A 14,933-nucleotide genomic window follows, 5' to 3' on the forward strand; every position below is an offset into this window, starting at 1 on the left:
GGTGGGCGTCGGTGGCGACGGGCATCGATGTACCGGCACGGCCCCGACGGTGCGTGGCCGGCTGCGGGTGCGTCGTGGTGGCCGCGCCGACCTCTATGCGTTCGCCCGGCTGCGGGTGCGTTGTGGTGGCCGGTCCATATTTGAGCCCCGGCCGGGCAGCAGGTTCAGCCCCTCCGGCGACAGTTTCAGTTCCGGCCGGCGAAGCTTCAGCCCCGGCCGACGAACTTTCAGCTCCGGTCGGCGAAAGTTCAGCCCCGGCGCCGGGAAAATCCAGCCCTGGCCGGGGAAAGCTTCAGCCCCTCCGGCGTTTGTGGAGTGGGGTCTGGGGTGGGGACCCGGGGGTGGGGCGGGTGGCTAGGGGAGGCTGGTGGGGCGGGTGCTCGTTTCTGGGGGTGCGGGGCGGGCGGCGTACGATTCTGGCCGGGCTGGTGAAAGGGGCCGTATGGCCATCGGCGGGGATTCTCGGGAGCGGCTGCTGGGGGAGCTGGCGGTCGTCTCGCGGCGGTACATGGCCTCGTACGCGCTGTTCAACCAGGCCCTCGCCGACCACGTCGGCCTGCATCCGACGGACGTGCAGTGCGTGAACCTGCTCAGCCTGGAGGACGGGCCCGTGACCACCGGGCGGATCGCCGAGATGACGGGGCTCACCACCGGGTCGGCCACGCGGCTGGTGGACCGGCTGGAGAAGGCCGGTTACGTGGTGCGGGAGCGCGATGTGGTCGACCGGCGACGGGTGCTGGTGGCGACCGTGCCCGAGAAGATCGCCGAGTTCGGGCGCATGTGGGAGCGGCTGGGCGCCGGCTGGTACGGCCTGTTCGACGGGCTCGACGACGACGAGGTCGCCCTGATCATCGGGCACATGCGGCGCACGGTCGATTTCAGCGCCGAGCAGGTCGCACGGCTGCGGTCCGGGGACTTTCAGGACGCCTCGGACGAGGTGTCGTAGCGCTCGCGGGCCTCGACGACTTCCTCGATGTGGTGCTCCGCCCAGTCCTTGACGGCGGTGAGCAGGCAACTCAGGTTCGTGCCCAGCGGCGTGAGTTCGTAGTCGACGCGGACCGGCACGGACGGGGTGACCGTGCGGGAGAGGATGCCGTCGCGCTCCAGTGACCGCAGGGTCTGCGTCAGCATCTTGGGGCTCACTCCGGCGATCTTGCGGCCGAGGTCGCTGTAGCGCATCGGTCCGCCGGCGCCGGCGAGGGCGCTCACGATCAGGCTGACCCACTTGTCGCTGATGCGGTCCAGGAGCTGGTTGGTGGGGCAGCTCTTGAGGAACGCGTCGTACTCGACACGGGCCTGGTGGCGCCGCTGGGCCGCCGTCGTGGTCGCCATGACTCACCTCCGGGTGACGTACGCACCTTCAGGTGCCTACTTACCAATGGATAGTAACTCTTCCTAGGGTTGTTGTGGCGGGTGAGAGACCCGCGAATGACCTACAGATGGGGTGAGTTGGGATGCGTGCAGCGGTTGTGACGTCGTTCGGTGGTCCGGAAGCCGTCGAGATCGTCGAGGTCGCCCTGCCGGAGCCGGGGGCCCGGCAGGTGCGGATCAAGGTGGCGGCCGCCGGGGTCAACCCCGTCGACGCCGGGGTGCGCGCCGGTGTGTTCGGGGGCGCCGGGAAGCGGCTGGGGCTCGGCTGGGATGTGGCGGGTGTGGTGGAGGCGGTCGGGGTCGCCTCGGGGTGGACCGTGGGTGACCAGGTGGTGGCGCTGGCGTACGGGACCGCCAAGCCTCTCGGCACACACGCCGATCTCGTGGTGGTCGACGCCGAAGCGGTGGCCGTGGCGCCCCGCTCGGTCGACACGGCGCACGCGGCGAGCCTGCCGCTCAACGCGCTGACCGCGGCCCAGGCCCTGGACGGGCTGGGCCTGGAGCCGGGGCAGAGTCTGCTGGTCACCGGGGCCGCGGGCGCGGTCGGCGGGTACGCCGTGCAGCTCGCCGCCCGGCTCGGGGTGAGCGTGACCGCACTGGCCCGCGAGGGCGACGAGGAGCTCGTACGGTCCCTGGGGGCGGACCGGTTCGTGTCGGACGGGGCGGCCCCGCGGAGCGTGGACGCCGTGCTGGACGCGGCGATCCTGGGCGCCGACGCCCTGGAGTGGGTGCGGGACGGGGGTGCGTTCATGGGCCTCATCCCGGGGGCCCACCCGGCGTCCGTGCGCGGGGTGCGGACCGGTGCCGTGGAGGTCGCGGCGGACGGCGCCCGGCTCGCGGAGCTGGTGGCGCTCGTCGACGAGGGGGCGCTGACCACCCGGGTGGCGGGGACGTACGCCCTCGACGAGGCCGTCAAGGCACACGCGCGGCTCGCGGAGGGCGGACTGCGCGGCCGGCTGGTGCTGGTGCCCTAGGGCCGGTGGAGTGTCAGTGGAATGTCAGTGGTGCTGCTCCGGGGCCTTGAGGGGGAGCAGACGTACGAGGGGGCAGCACAGGAGGGTGATGGCGGCCACGACGGTGAGGCTCACGGTGGTGGCGTGGGTCCCGCCGCCGTCGGCTCGGAAGTAGACGGTGGTGACGGCGGCGGCTCCGAGGGCGTTGGCGAGCTGCTGGACCGCGCCGAGTGAGCCGCCCGCGCTGCCGGCCTCGGCGGGTTCGATGTCGCCGATGGTGACGTCGTAGAGCGAGCCGAAGCAGGCGCCCATGCCGAGGCCGATGACCAGCAGCGGGGGGACCAGGGCCCAGCCGCCGGTGTCCGTGCCGGAGACGGTGACCAGGGCGAGGAGGTGGGCCGTTCCGGCGAGGGTGACCAGGAAGCCGATGAGGACGAGTCGGCGGCCCAGGCGGCCGATCAGGCGGTAGCAGGCGATCGAGGCGATGACGATGCCCGCGGACAGGGGTGTGAGGGCGAGCGCGGCAGCCGCGGGGGAGCGGCCGAGGCTCTGCTGGAGGAAGAGGGAGACGACGTAGAGGAGGCCGGCGACCGCGGCGAAGAAGACGACGCCGATGGCCAGTCCCGAGGTGAAGCCGCGGTTGTGCAGGAGGGAGGGCTTGATCAGGGGGCTGGGCGCGGTGCGCTGGCGGTGGCAGAACCCCGCGAAGAGCGCGAGGCCGGCGAGCAGGAGCAGGACGGGGAGCGCGCCCCAGCCGTGGGCCGAGCCTTCGATGAGGCCGGTGAGCAGGGCGAGCATGGCGGCGCCGAGGAGGGCGGAGCCGGGGACGTCGACGGTGGTCGCGCGGTCGCCGGTGTCGTGGGGGAGCAGGCGGGCGGCGGCGAGGAGCGCGGCGCCGCCGAGGACGAGGTTGATGAGGAACATCGGGCGCCAGCCGAGACCGGCGAGGTCGGCGTCGACGATGAGCCCGGCGAGGATCGGGCCGCCGACGGCGGACAGGCCCATCACCGGTCCGAACAGGCTGTAGGCCTTGCCGATCTGGTCCCGGGGCCAGGTCGCCCCGAGGATGCCGAAGCCCTGCGGGATGACGAGCGCGCCGAACGCGCCCTGGGCGAGACGGGCGGCGACGAGGGTTCCCGGCGTGGGTGCGAGGCCGCAGGCGACCGAGGCGGCGGTGAAGCCCGCGAGTCCGGTCAGGAAGAGCCGGCGGCGGCCGTACTTGTCGCCGAGCCGTCCGCCGAGGACGAGCAGGACGCCGAGCGCGAGGGCGTACGAGGCGCCCAGCCACTGGATGAGGGCGGTACCGCCGCCGAGGTCGCGGGCGATGGTCGGGGCGGCGATGTTGGTGATGGTGCCGTCGAGGAGGTCGAGGACGTCGGCGGCGAGGACGACGCCGAGGACCGCCCAGCGGATGCGGGAGGGAGGGTGTTCCGGAGTTTCCTTTGCGTTATGCAGTATCTGTGTCACGCAGATAAATGTGAGGCATGGATTGGGGTGCGGTCAAGCGAGATGACGGGAAAAGGGGTCCGCCGGTGTCGCGGAATACCTGGAGAGGGGCGGCGGTTCGAAGGTATAGTTGAACAGTCAACAAGATGGAGGGTGAGTGACCATGCAGTTCGGGATCTTCAGCGTCGGTGATGTGACACCGGACCCCACCACGGGCAGGGAGCCGAGCGAGCGCGAGCGGATCAAGGCCATGGTCGCCATCGCACTGAAGGCCGAGGAGGTCGGCCTCGACGTCTTCGCGACCGGCGAGCACCACAACCCGCCGTTCGTGCCGTCGTCGCCGACGACGATGCTCGGCTACATCGCGGCGAAGACCGAGAAGCTCGTGCTGTCCACCTCCACCACCCTCATCACCACCAACGACCCGGTGAAGATCGCCGAGGACTACGCGATGCTCCAGCACCTCGCGGACGGCCGGGTCGACCTGATGATGGGCCGCGGCAACACCGGGCCGGTCTATCCCTGGTTCGGGCAGGACATCCGGCAGGGCCTCAACCTCGCCGTCGAGAACTACGCGCTGCTGCGCCGGCTGTGGCGCGAGGACGTGGTGACGTGGGAGGGCAAGTTCCGTACACCGCTCCAGTCGTTCACGTCGACCCCGCGTCCGCTGGACGATGTCCCGCCGTTCGTCTGGCACGGCTCCATCCGCTCGCCCGAGATCGCGGAACAGGCCGCGTACTACGGTGACGGCTTCTTCCACAACAACATCTTCTGGCCCGCCGACCACACCAAGCAGATGATCGAGCTCTACCGCGAGCGGTACGCGCACTACGGGCACGGCACGGCCGAGCAGGCGATCGTCGGCCTCGGCGGCCAGGTGTTCATGCGGGCCAACTCGCAGGACGCCGTGCGGGAGTTCCGTCCGTACTTCGACAACGCGCCGGTCTACGGGCACGGGCCCTCGCTGGAGGACTTCACCGAGCAGACGCCGCTGACCGTCGGCTCGCCGCAGCAGGTCATCGAGAAGACGCTGGCCTTCCGCGAGTACGCCGGTGACTACCAGCGCCAGCTCTTCCTGATGGACCACGCCGGGCTGCCGCTCAAGACCGTCCTGGAGCAGCTCGACCTCCTCGGCGAACAGGTCGTGCCGGTGCTGCGCGAGGAGTTCGCCAAGAACCGTCCGGCCGACGTGCCGGACGCGCCGACCCACGCGGCCCGGGTGGCCGCGGCCAAGGAAGAGGTGAGCCGCGTATGAAGCTCGTCGTCGTCTCGGCGGGGCTGAGCGTTCCGTCGTCCACGCGGCTGCTGGCCGACCGGCTGGCGGCCGCGACCGCCGGCCGGGTCCCCGGCGCGGTGGATCTGCGGGTCGTCGAACTGCGGGACCTCGCCGTCGAGATCGCGCACAACTTCACCAACGGCTTTCCCGGCCGGGGGCTGTCCGCCGCGATCGACGACGTGACCTCCGCGGACGGGCTGATCGTCGTCACTCCTGTCTTCTCGGCTTCCTACAGCGGGCTGTTCAAGTCGTTCTTCGATGTGCTCGACAAGGACGCGTTGGCGGGCAAGCCCGTGTTGATCGGGGCGACCGGGGGGACCGGGCGGCACTCGCTCGTTCTCGAGCACGCCATGCGGCCGTTGTTCGCCTATCTGCGGGCTGTGGTCGTGCCGACCGGGGTGTACGCGGCTTCGGAGGACTGGGGGGTGGAGGGGTTGGCCGAGCGGGTCGAGAGGGCCGGGGGTGAGCTGGCCGGTCTCATGACGGCACTGACCGGCTCCCCGGTGCCCGGTCCGACGGGCCCCCTGGCCTCGGCTCAGGCTGCGCCCGCGTCGACCGCCGTCACCGCCCAGCCTTCGCCCGGGGCGGCCGCTGTCCCTGCCCAGCCTTCGCCCGGTCGGGCGGACGGGTTCCAGGTGGTCCCGTTCGCGGAACAGCTCGCGGCGCTTCGGTCGTAGCGGGTTCCTTCGCCCCTACCCGACCCATACCTGGGGCTCCGCCCCAGACCCCGCTCCTCAAACGCCGGAGGGGCTGAAATTTTGCACCCGCAGCCGGGAGCGCGCCGTCGGGGACGTGCCGGTACATCGATGCCCGTCGCCACCGACGGTCACGTCTCCGTCCAACGGCGACGGGCTGATGCACCGGCACGGCCCCGACCCACCCACCGACCGGGACCGCGCGTGTCAGTCGAGTGCCGGTGCGCCTTCCACCGTGAAGCCGATCACCGTGCCGCCGCCCTTGCGGGGGTGGGCGAACGGGATGCCTCCGTGGGCCGTGGAGACCTCGCGGACGATCGACAGGCCGAGGCCCGAGCCGGGGAGGCTGCGGGCGTCGGCGGTTCGGTAGAAGCGGTCGAAGACACGCACGAGGTCGTCGCCGCCGATGCCGGGGCCCCGGTCGAGCACCTCGACGCGCACCGGCCGGTGACGGCCGCCGGAGCCCGCCGAGACCGCGGAGCCCGCCGGGCTCGTTGGACCGGTGGAGGGCGGGCCCGTCACCTCGACCTCGATCGGGGCCGTTCCGGCCCGGTCGAACTTGGTCGCGTTCTCCACCAAGTTGGAGATGGCGCGCTGCAGGGCGCTCGGGCGGCCGTCGACCGTCGTGTCGCCGGTGGCCCGGACGGTGATGTCCCGCCCGGTGCGGCGGCGCGCGACGACCGCGACGTCCTCGGCGAGTTCGGCGAGGTCGAGCCGCCGCACCGGCTCGGTGTCCGACTGGCCGGCCGCGAGGGCGACCAGCTCGTTGACGAGGTCGGTCAGCTCCCGGGACTCCAGCGCCAGATCGGCGACGAGTTCCTCTCGGGCGTCGGGCGGCAGTTCGTCGATCCGGCGGAGCATCGAGATGTTCGTACGCAGGGAGGTCAACGGCGTACGGAGTTCGTGCCCCGCGTCCTGCACCAGGCGCCGCTGGTCCTCCTCGGACTGGGCGAGGCGGCCGAGCATCCGGTCGAAGGACCGCCCGAGCCGGGCCACTTCGTCGTATCCGGTGACCGGCACCTGGATGCCGAGACGACCGGTGCGCGCCACGTCCTCGGCGGCCCCCGCCAGCCGCACCAGACGCCGGGTGATGCGCCGGGCCAGCCACCAGCCGAACAGCCCCGCGGCGATCACGACGGCCCCGACGAGCAGTACGGTCCGCTGCTGGAGCTCCCGGAGCAGATCCTCGGTGTCGCTGAACTGCTGGGCGACCTGCACGGCACCGCGTCCGCCGCCGAGCGAGACGGTCGCGATGCGGTAGCGGTCACCGGCGACGTCGACGTCCTTGTGCTCCACGACCCTGCCCGCCGTGGCGTCGTCGGCGACCGCCCGGTCGCGCCCGTCCACGGGCAGCGGCGGGACACCGTGGTCGGCGATCACGCCGTCCGGTCCGAGCACCTGAACGTCGGTGCGGCTGGGCCGGATGATGTCGTCGAGGGGCCCGTCGTGGTCCGGGTCCGAGGAGGCGAAGTCACCGGTGTGCAGGGGGTGTTCACGAACCTGGTCGCGCAGGTCCTGCACCACCTCGGCGAAGACGGTCTGCTGATCGACCCGCACCAGCCGCGCGGCGGCGTCGTAGCTCAGGAATCCGACGAGGACCGTGACGGCGGCGGCGACGGCCGCGAAGGACACGGTGAAGGTGGCCCGCAGTGAGGACACCTGCCGCAGCCGTCGTCGCACTCAGTCCTCCCTCAGGACGTACCCCACGCCCCGCACGGTGTGGATCAGCGCCGGAGCGCCCGGCTCGTCGAGCTTGCGCCGCAGGTAGCCCACGTACACGGCGAGGTTCTTGGACCCGGGGCCGAAGTCGTAGCCCCAGATCCGGTCGTAGATGGTGGAGTGGTCGAGGACGATGCCCGCGTTGCGGACGAGCAGTTCGAGGAGCTCGAACTCGGTGCGGGTCAGTTCCAGCTCGCGCCGGCCGCGCCAGGCCCGGCGGGCCTGGATGTCCATGCGCAGCCCGGCCGCGGAGATCTGCGCTCCGGACGTCCGGGGTTCCCGGGGCGGGGGCGTGTCCTCGTCGAAGGAGCCGTTCCCGGTGCGGCGCAGCAGCGCGCGGAGCCGGGCGAAGACCTCCTCGACGTCGAACGGCTTGACGACGTAGTCGTCGGCGCCGGCGTCGAGGCCGGCGATGCGGTCGGCGGTCTCGACGAGCGCGGTGAGCATCAGGATCGGGGTGCGGTCGCCCTCGGCGCGCAGCACGCGGCACACCTGGAGGCCGTCGATGCCGGGCATCATGACGTCGAGGACGAGGACGTCCGGCGGGGTGCGGTGGGCCTGGGCCAGCGCTTCCACGCCGTCGGCCACGGCTGTCACCGTGTAGCCCTCCAGTGTCAGTGCCCTTTCCAGGGCATGGCGGATGGCGCGGTCGTCCTCGGCGAGCAGTACGTTCTGGGGCACTCGACCAGTCTGCCAAGCCGTTGGCGGCGTGCGACCTGGTGAGCGGCTCCGCGACGGACCTTCTTACCGGCCTCTCACTCCCTTCCGGTGTGTCGGACGTGCCCGGAAAGGTCCGGGACACGTCCGGATCCAGCCGGGCACCGCCCGATCTCCCGGGGGCCCGGGGCCCCGTCGGGCATCACCGGATCCCGCCGGCCCCCACCGGGGGTGTCAGCCGACGTGCACCCGTGGCCGGCGTGCGCGGTCGGGTTCGGCCTCGCGCAGGACTTCCCTGGTGACGGGGGCGACCTCGCCCTGGCCGAAGAGGAAGAAGCGCAGGAAGTTGGCGAAGGGGCTGCCCTCGGTCCACTCGAAGTAGATGTGCGGGATGCCGCCGGTGGAGTCGCGCACGTAGAGGAGCAGGGCGGCGAGGGCGTTGGGGATGGAGGCGGATTCCAGGGTGAGGACGCGGTAGCGGCCGTGCAGGACCTCGCCGCGTACGTTCATGACGGACTCGAACTCCGAGGGGTCGCCCACGGTGACCTCCAGGAAGACGAAGTCCTCCTGGGGCGGGAGGTCGTGGTCGGCGCGGATCTGCTCGATCTTCTCGCGGTACTCGGTGATGTCCCGCTGGTCGGGCTCGTTGGCGATGAACCGGATGCGCCGGCTCGCGATGTCCCGTACGAACCGCTCGGCCATGTCGTCCAGGGTCATGCTGGTCACCCGGAGTTCGAAGGCGCGGGCGAGCCGGGAGAGGAAGGAGACGAGCATGATGCCGGCGATGAAGCAGGCGCCGATCTTCACACCGTCGGGGCGCTCGATGATGTTGACGACGGTCGTGTAGAGGAAGACGACCGAGATGACCGCGAACGCGATGGTCCAGTGTTTCTGCTGGGCCTTGCGGGCGGCGATGGTGACGGCGATGGCGGCGGAGCTGATCAGGACGAGGACACCGGTCGCGTACGCGCCGCCCTGTGCGTCGACGTCGGCGTTGAAGATCCAGGTGACCAGGAACGCGACCAGGGTGAAGACGATCACCATGGGGCGGACGGCGCGGGCCCAGTGCGGGGCCATGCCGTAGCGCGGGAGATAGCGCGGCATGAGGTTGAGGAGCCCGGCCATGGCGGAGGCGCCGGCGAACCACAGGATGCAGATCGTGGAGACGTCGTAGACCGTGCCGAAGGCGTTGCCGAGGTACTCGTGGGCCAGGTAGGCGAGGGCACGGCCGTTGGCCTGGCCGCCCGGCTCGAACTCCTTCTCCGGGATCAGCACGGTGGTGATGAAGCTGGTGACGATCAGGAAGACGCTCATGATCACGGCGGCGGTGGTCAGGAGCTTCTTGGCGCCGCGGATCCGTCCGGTGGGCTTCTCCTCGGTGTCGGCCGGGTCGCCCTCGACGTGCGGCATGACCGCGACTCCGGTCTCGAAGCCGGACAGGCCGAGCGCGAGTTTCGGGAAGACCAGCAGGGACACGCCGATCATGGCGAAGACGTTGCCGTGCTCGGCGGTCAGCGCGGTGGTCCAGTCGGTGACGAGGTGCTCGTGGGTGATGACCTCCCAGACACCGGCCACGGCGACCACGACGTTGAGTCCGAGGTAGATGCCCACCAGGACGACGGCGACGCCGATCGCCTCCAGGAAGCCCTTGAGGAAGACCGCGCCCAGCAGGGCCACCAGGAACAGGGTGATCACCATCTGCTTGTCGTGCAGGGCGCTGTTCAGGTGGGGGTTCTCCACCAGGTGGGTGGAGGCGTCGGCCGCCGAGAGCGTGATGGTGATGAGGAAGTCGGTGGCGGCGAAGCCGAGCAGGGTGAGGACGAACAGCTTGCCCTTCCAGAAGGAGAGCAGGCGTTCCAGCATCGCGATGGAGCCTTCGCCGTGCGGGCTCTCCTCCGCGACCCGGCGGTAGACGGGCAGGGCGCCCGCCAGGGTGACGATGACGAGTACGACGGTCGCCACGGGGGACAGCAGTCCGGCCGCGAGGGCGGCGATGCCGGGCTGGTAGCCGAGGGTGGAGAAGTAGTCGACGCCGGTCAGGCACATGACGCGCCACCAGCGCTGCCCCTTGTGCACGGGTGCTGGCTCGGCGGCCTGCGTCGGGAGCTGCCGGCCCTTGCCCTTGCCCATGTCGGACAGGCCTTCCAGCATCCAGGCCCGCAAGCGGCTCGGCGGGGCGGGCTCGGTGCTGGCCATCGATGACTCTCCTGTACGTACGTCTCGTCGAACGGTTCCGGCCATCGAGGAGACGGCGCCCATCAGCGTATGCAGAGAGTGATCCCAGGGCCCGAGCGTCCAGGGGCCTCAGGCGTCAAGCTTGCGTTAAGACCGGCCGGTCGCGCATCACGGGAACGCCAAGGGAGCGGTGTTCGTCGCCCGTCCAGGTGTAGGTCGGTTCAGGGTTCGGCCGGCTCGGGGTTCGGCCGCGTCTCGCCTTCCGGGAGACGCGCTCCGCGCGCCGGCCGCCGAGTGGCCACGCCGCCGCAGAGTGACGAGTCGGTGATCCAACTCGCAGACGTCTGGGGTGATCTGACGGTCCGTCGGACCGTCTTGGAGGAGTGGCCGGGGGTTGGCACGGCTGGCGGGCGACTGTCCGGTGAGGGAGTGAATGCCCCAAGTGGGGATGATCACTCGATTTCGCGCCCCGTTCCCAAAATGCGTCATGTTCATGACCGACTACAACGGAAAGAAGATCAACCTCGCCGAGGGCTGGCAGGGCGCCCAGGTCTGCGGGGAGGACCCGGACGCGGGCGAGGCCAAGTGCTGGGACTCCGTCGAGGACTCCAACCGCGATGCGGCCGATGCGGCGCACGCCTCGCCGAGCGCGAGCGGCAGGAAGGCCGCGAAGGGCGAGAAGTCCAGGATGGCCGCCGCGGCCCGTCCGGCCGCCGCTCCGGCCGACGGTGACACCGGTGACGACACGGGCGGCGACGACTACACCGACGACGCCACCGGTGACGGCGGCAGCACCACGGCGATCCCCGACCAGCCGGAACCGGCCGGCCCCGGCTCCGGCGTCATCTCCAATACAACGTCTACGGCGACTCCCTCGTGACGCGCTGGCCGCACCGCTCGCCCGTCAGACGAGATGGGCGAAGACCACCAGGTTGTCGGTGTAGTCCTTGACGCTGCGGTCGTAGGTCCCGGCGCAGGTGATGAGACGGACCTCGGCGTCGGGGGTGTCGGCGTACACCTTGTCGTCGGGGAACGCGTCCTTCGCGTAGGTCTCCGCGCTGTCGACCACGAAGGACGCCGTCCGTCCGTCGGACCGCTCGACGCTGAACCTGTCGCCCTTCTCCAGGTTTTCGAGACCGGCGAACACGGCTGCGGAGGTCTTCGTGTCGACGTGCCCGGCGATGATCGCCGTCCCCGTCTCACCGGGGGAGACGCCCTTGGCGTACCAGCCCACCAGGTTCGTGTCGTTCGGGGGCGGAGGCAGGAGCTTGCCCGAGTCGTCGAGGGTGAGTTCGGTGAAGGGCGCGTCCACCGAGATCTTCGGGATGCGCAGCCGGGTCGGCTCGGCCCGTGGAAGATGCTTCGCGGCCGGGCGGTCGTTCGAGGGGGAGGCCGAGGACACGGGCGCGCGCGAGTGCGAGTGCGCGGGGGCCGCCGCGGCGGGGGTGGTGGGGGAGGGGTCGGACGATTCGTCCTGGCGGTGGAGCACGTTCGTGGTCAGCAGGACCGCGACGCCGGCGCACCACACGACCCACGTCACACGACGGCGGAAGGTGCGCCGGGGTGACGTGGGCGGGGTCTCGGCGGGAGAGGACAACCGGGCTGCCATCGGGCACCACCTCATCGGGTCGGGGCAACGAAGCGGACTGGGCGGAAGTGTCGGGAACAGCGGGACGGGCAACGAAAGCAAGATCAGCAAGACCGTTCAGGCAGTCACCGGAAGCAAACCCGGCAACACCGGCAACGGACACAAGACCGGCTGGACCCCGGTCGGACCGGCAACGGACGCAAGACTCTCTGAACCGGTCGGACCGGCAACGGACGCAAGACTCTCTGAACCGGTCGGACCGGCAACGCACAAGACCGGCTTGATCGGCAACAGAGGCAACAGAGGCAGAATCGGGAAGCGCGGCAGGAGCCGCGCAAGCCGACGGAGGGACCGGCCGGGCCGCCACGGGTGAGGGGGTGACGGCCCGGACCGCTATGTCGTCAGGCATGGTCAGGCCACACCACCCTGAGCGTTCCTACGGCGCAGCAGGTACACGCCCGCGGCAGCGAGGCCCAGGACGCCCACTCCGCCGGCCGTGACACCGGACGACGTGGCGAGACCGCCACCACCGGTGTGGATGCCGCCGTGCGGCCTGTCCTCGGACTCCTTGCTGCCCGAGTCCCACGAGCCCTTGCTGCTCGAGTCCTTGCTGCTCGAGTCCTTGCTGCTCGAGTCCCACGAGCCCTTGCTGCTCCCGGAGTCCCAGGAGCCGCTGCTGTCGGAGCTCGAGGAGTCCTTGTCCTTGTAGGTCTCCGGGTCGTACTTCTTGTCACCCTTCCAGGAGTCGTCCGTCGTGACGGACGTCAGCGCACCGCCGCCGGTGTGCACACCGCCTTCCGGCTTCTCGTGGTGCCAGGTCGGCTTGCCGTGGTCGCTGTCGTCCTTGCCGTGCTCGGCGCCGTAGCCGGAGTCTTCGTGCTCCTTGCCGTAGCCGGAGTCCTCGTGCTCCTTCGACTCCTTGCCGTAGCCGGAGCCTTCGTGCTCCTTCGACTCCTTGCCGTAGCCGGAGTCTTCGTGCTCCTTGCTGGAAGAAGAAGAGGAGGAAGAGGGGGAAGAGGAGGAGGAAGAGGAGTCGCTGTGGTCCCAGTCGCCGGTCGCGGCGGCGTACGCGCCGGGGGCGCCGATCGCGAGGGCGGCGGTGGCCGTCGCGGCGGCCAGGAGCATGCGGGCAGATCGCATTTGTTGGAGCCCTTCCGTCAGAACCAGGTAGCTGACCTCTTGTCAGCAGGCGAAAACCCGGTCGACGTGATCCACCGTCAATCCGAAGCGCGCGGCGCACCACCCGGGGAGCTCGCCCGGCCCATGGCGGAGACCCCGTCCGGCGGTCGCCCAGACACAAGCCCGACCACGGTCCGCACCGTCTGACCTGCTGATTCATCGCGCCCACCCGGGATGGCGCCACCCTGAGCGGCGCTTGTCATATGACCCGATCGGCGGCGACACGTCTGCTGCGCCCGAATGGGCCGTGCGGGGCCCTCACCGTCAGATCCCTTTGTCCTGAAGGCTCTTGTCCTGGCGCGGCCGTGGGGGATTCCGGGCGGGTCATGTCCCGGCGCCGCTCCGAGGAGGGCGTGGGAGAAGCGGGAGTGGCACCCTCTGCCGTCACACTGATGGTCCATGTCGTGAGGAGAGGTGATCGTGCGCAACGGGCGGAGGATCACGGTGGTGACCGGCGGCAGCCGCGGGATCGGCGCCGCGGTCTGCCGGCGGCTGGCCCTGGAGGGCCATGACATCGTCATCGGCTACCGGTCCGACCGTGCGGCCGCGGGGAAGGTGGCGGAGGCCGTCACGGACGCGGGCCGGCGCTGTCTTGCGGTGGCCGTCGACACCTCCGACGCCGCGGCGGTCGACGGGCTCTTCGACGCGGCGACCGCCGAACTCGGTCCGGTCACCGGGCTGGTGAACAACGCGGGCGTCAGCGGGCCCAACGGACCGCTGGCCGGCGCCGACCCGGACGGCATGCGGGACGCCCTCGCGGTCAACGTCCTCGGCTATCTGCTCTGCGCGCGCCGTGCCGTACGGGAGATGACCGCGTACGGCGGGGGAGCGATCGTCAACATCTCGTCGGCCGCGGCGACCCTTGGAAGTCCGGGGCAGTACGTCCACTACGCGGCGGCGAAGGCGGCCGTCGACGCCCTGACCGTGGGCCTGTCCAAGGAGGTGGCGGCCGACGGCATCCGAGTGAACGGTGTCGCCCCGGGCACGGTCTGGACCGACTTCCACGAGGACCCGCAGCGTCCGGCCCGGGTGGCCGCCGTCATCCCCATGGGCCGGGCCGGCCGGCCGGAGGAGATCTCCGGCGCCGTGGCCTGGCTCCTGTCGGACGACGCCTCGTACACGACGGGGGCGGTCCTGCGGGTCGCGGGAGGGCTGTAGCCGGCGGTCTCCGCTGGACCGCGCTTCGGGCCGGTGATCGTCGGCGACCGTCCCCGGGCAGGAGAGCAGGCCGTCCCCCGGCATGAGAGGCGACCGTCCCCGGGCATGAGAAAGGCGGGGTCCGGGAACCCCGCCCGCTGCCTCAGGACCCCGGGATCAGGGCCACACCAGGCAGTACGGCTGATGCCCCGCCTCGTGCAGGCGGTGGGAGAAGTCCTGCCACTCGTGCAGGAGCTGGTAGACGTTGAACGCGTCGCGCGGGCCGCCGCGGTCGGGGACGGTGGACCAGATGAAGGCGGCCGCGCCCACGGCCTCCTCGCCTATGCCGCGCAGCGGGTCGACGACGGTCATCGGGAGTTTGACCACGGCGTAGTCGGGGTGCAGGACGACGAGCTCCAGCGGCGGCACCTTGTTCAGGGGGACGCCTTCTATGCCGGTGAGGACCATCGCGGCCATCGTCTCCGGCTTGATCTTGGTGAACATGCCGTTCATGCCGAGTTCGTCGCCGCCGAGTTCCTCGGGACGCATCGATATCGGGACCCTGGCGGCCGTAGCGCCGTCCGGCGCGCCGAAATATTTGTACGTCACCCCCACTCGGCCACCATTCCCGCTCTCCGCCCGCAGTCGCTCGACCGCGCGATCGATCCGCTCGTCGGGGTCACCCTGCGAGCCCTGTATCTGGCCGGCTCTGCCGGCCGCCGCTTCCTCCGCCTCAC

14 protein-coding genes are annotated in these 14,933 nt (G+C 70.9%); 6 read left to right on the forward strand and 8 right to left on the reverse strand.

Annotation, left to right across the window (positions count from 1 at the left end):
* Window positions 1–442 precede the first annotated feature (442 nt).
* The gene (locus ACFXGX_RS13675; RefSeq protein ID WP_384789426.1) at window positions 443–946 is read left to right on the forward strand and encodes a MarR family winged helix-turn-helix transcriptional regulator; all 504 of its coding nucleotides are present in this window, start codon (window positions 443–445) and stop codon (window positions 944–946) included.
* Here ACFXGX_RS13675 and ACFXGX_RS13680 read toward each other — a convergent pair.
* Entirely contained in the window at window positions 919–1,332 is a 414-nt protein-coding gene (locus tag ACFXGX_RS13680) for a winged helix-turn-helix transcriptional regulator (RefSeq protein ID WP_384789429.1), read from the reverse strand. The genes ACFXGX_RS13675 and ACFXGX_RS13680 overlap by 28 nt on opposite strands.
* Before the next feature lie 122 nt (window positions 1,333–1,454).
* Between ACFXGX_RS13680 and ACFXGX_RS13685 the strand changes: the two genes are divergently transcribed.
* Complete coding sequence (locus ACFXGX_RS13685; protein ID WP_384789432.1) at window positions 1,455–2,345, forward strand: NADP-dependent oxidoreductase; 891 nt, start codon at window positions 1,455–1,457, stop codon at window positions 2,343–2,345.
* A 24-nt stretch (window positions 2,346–2,369) separates the two neighbouring features.
* Here the strand turns inward: ACFXGX_RS13685 and ACFXGX_RS13690 are convergent, their stop codons facing one another.
* Window positions 2,370–3,791, reverse strand: coding sequence for an MFS transporter (locus tag ACFXGX_RS13690; protein ID WP_384789435.1), 1,422 nt, complete (start codon window positions 3,789–3,791; stop codon window positions 2,370–2,372).
* A gap of 142 nt (window positions 3,792–3,933) precedes the next feature.
* On the opposite strand from ACFXGX_RS13690, the gene ACFXGX_RS13695 reads away from it, so the two are divergent.
* The gene (locus tag ACFXGX_RS13695; RefSeq protein WP_384789697.1) at window positions 3,934–5,025 is read left to right on the forward strand and encodes an LLM class flavin-dependent oxidoreductase; all 1,092 of its coding nucleotides are present in this window, start codon (window positions 3,934–3,936) and stop codon (window positions 5,023–5,025) included.
* Window positions 5,022–5,723 (forward strand): CE1759 family FMN reductase, encoded by a 702-nt coding sequence (locus ACFXGX_RS13700; RefSeq protein ID WP_384789438.1) that lies wholly within the window; start codon window positions 5,022–5,024, stop codon window positions 5,721–5,723. The genes ACFXGX_RS13695 and ACFXGX_RS13700 overlap by 4 nt, the downstream gene beginning before the upstream one ends.
* A 225-nt stretch (window positions 5,724–5,948) precedes the next feature.
* On the opposite strand, the gene ACFXGX_RS13705 is transcribed toward ACFXGX_RS13700, so the two are convergent.
* The 3 genes from ACFXGX_RS13705 to ACFXGX_RS13715 form a co-directional block, all read right to left on the reverse strand.
* Complete coding sequence (locus ACFXGX_RS13705; RefSeq protein ID WP_384789441.1) at window positions 5,949–7,421, reverse strand: ATP-binding protein; 1,473 nt, start codon at window positions 7,419–7,421, stop codon at window positions 5,949–5,951.
* A complete protein-coding gene (locus ACFXGX_RS13710; protein ID WP_384789444.1) occupies window positions 7,422–8,141 on the reverse strand; it encodes a response regulator transcription factor in 720 nt (239 codons plus the stop codon). It abuts the gene before it with no gap.
* A gap of 210 nt (window positions 8,142–8,351) precedes the next feature.
* Entirely contained in the window at window positions 8,352–10,313 is a 1,962-nt protein-coding gene (locus ACFXGX_RS13715) for an amino acid transporter (protein WP_384789447.1), read from the reverse strand.
* Window positions 10,314–10,785: 472 nt separating this feature from the next.
* Here ACFXGX_RS13715 and ACFXGX_RS13720 point away from each other — a divergent pair, with 472 nt between their 5' ends.
* A complete protein-coding gene (locus ACFXGX_RS13720; RefSeq protein ID WP_384789450.1) occupies window positions 10,786–11,172 on the forward strand; it encodes a hypothetical protein in 387 nt (128 codons plus the stop codon).
* Between the two features lie 24 nt (window positions 11,173–11,196).
* Here ACFXGX_RS13720 and ACFXGX_RS13725 read toward each other — a convergent pair whose 3' ends face one another.
* Both ACFXGX_RS13725 and ACFXGX_RS13730 read right to left on the reverse strand, forming a co-directional pair.
* On the reverse strand, window positions 11,197–11,901 hold the full coding sequence (locus ACFXGX_RS13725; RefSeq protein WP_384789452.1) for a class F sortase: 705 nt from the start codon (window positions 11,899–11,901) through the stop codon (window positions 11,197–11,199).
* Between the two features lie 390 nt (window positions 11,902–12,291).
* Entirely contained in the window at window positions 12,292–13,020 is a 729-nt protein-coding gene (locus ACFXGX_RS13730) for a hypothetical protein (RefSeq protein WP_384789455.1), read from the reverse strand.
* Window positions 13,021–13,479: 459 nt separating this feature from the next.
* Here ACFXGX_RS13730 and ACFXGX_RS13735 point away from each other — a divergent pair, with 459 nt between their 5' ends.
* A complete protein-coding gene (locus ACFXGX_RS13735) occupies window positions 13,480–14,217 on the forward strand; it encodes an SDR family NAD(P)-dependent oxidoreductase (RefSeq protein ID WP_384789458.1) in 738 nt (245 codons plus the stop codon).
* A gap of 156 nt (window positions 14,218–14,373) precedes the next feature.
* Here ACFXGX_RS13735 and ACFXGX_RS13740 read toward each other — a convergent pair whose 3' ends face one another.
* Complete coding sequence (locus tag ACFXGX_RS13740; RefSeq protein ID WP_019061278.1) at window positions 14,374–14,811, reverse strand: hypothetical protein; 438 nt, start codon at window positions 14,809–14,811, stop codon at window positions 14,374–14,376.
* Window positions 14,812–14,933 lie beyond the last annotated feature (122 nt).

Origin of the sequence: Streptomyces sp. NPDC059371 (genome assembly GCF_042751995.1) — a bacterium.
Lineage (GTDB): Bacteria > Actinomycetota > Actinomycetes > Streptomycetales > Streptomycetaceae > Streptomyces.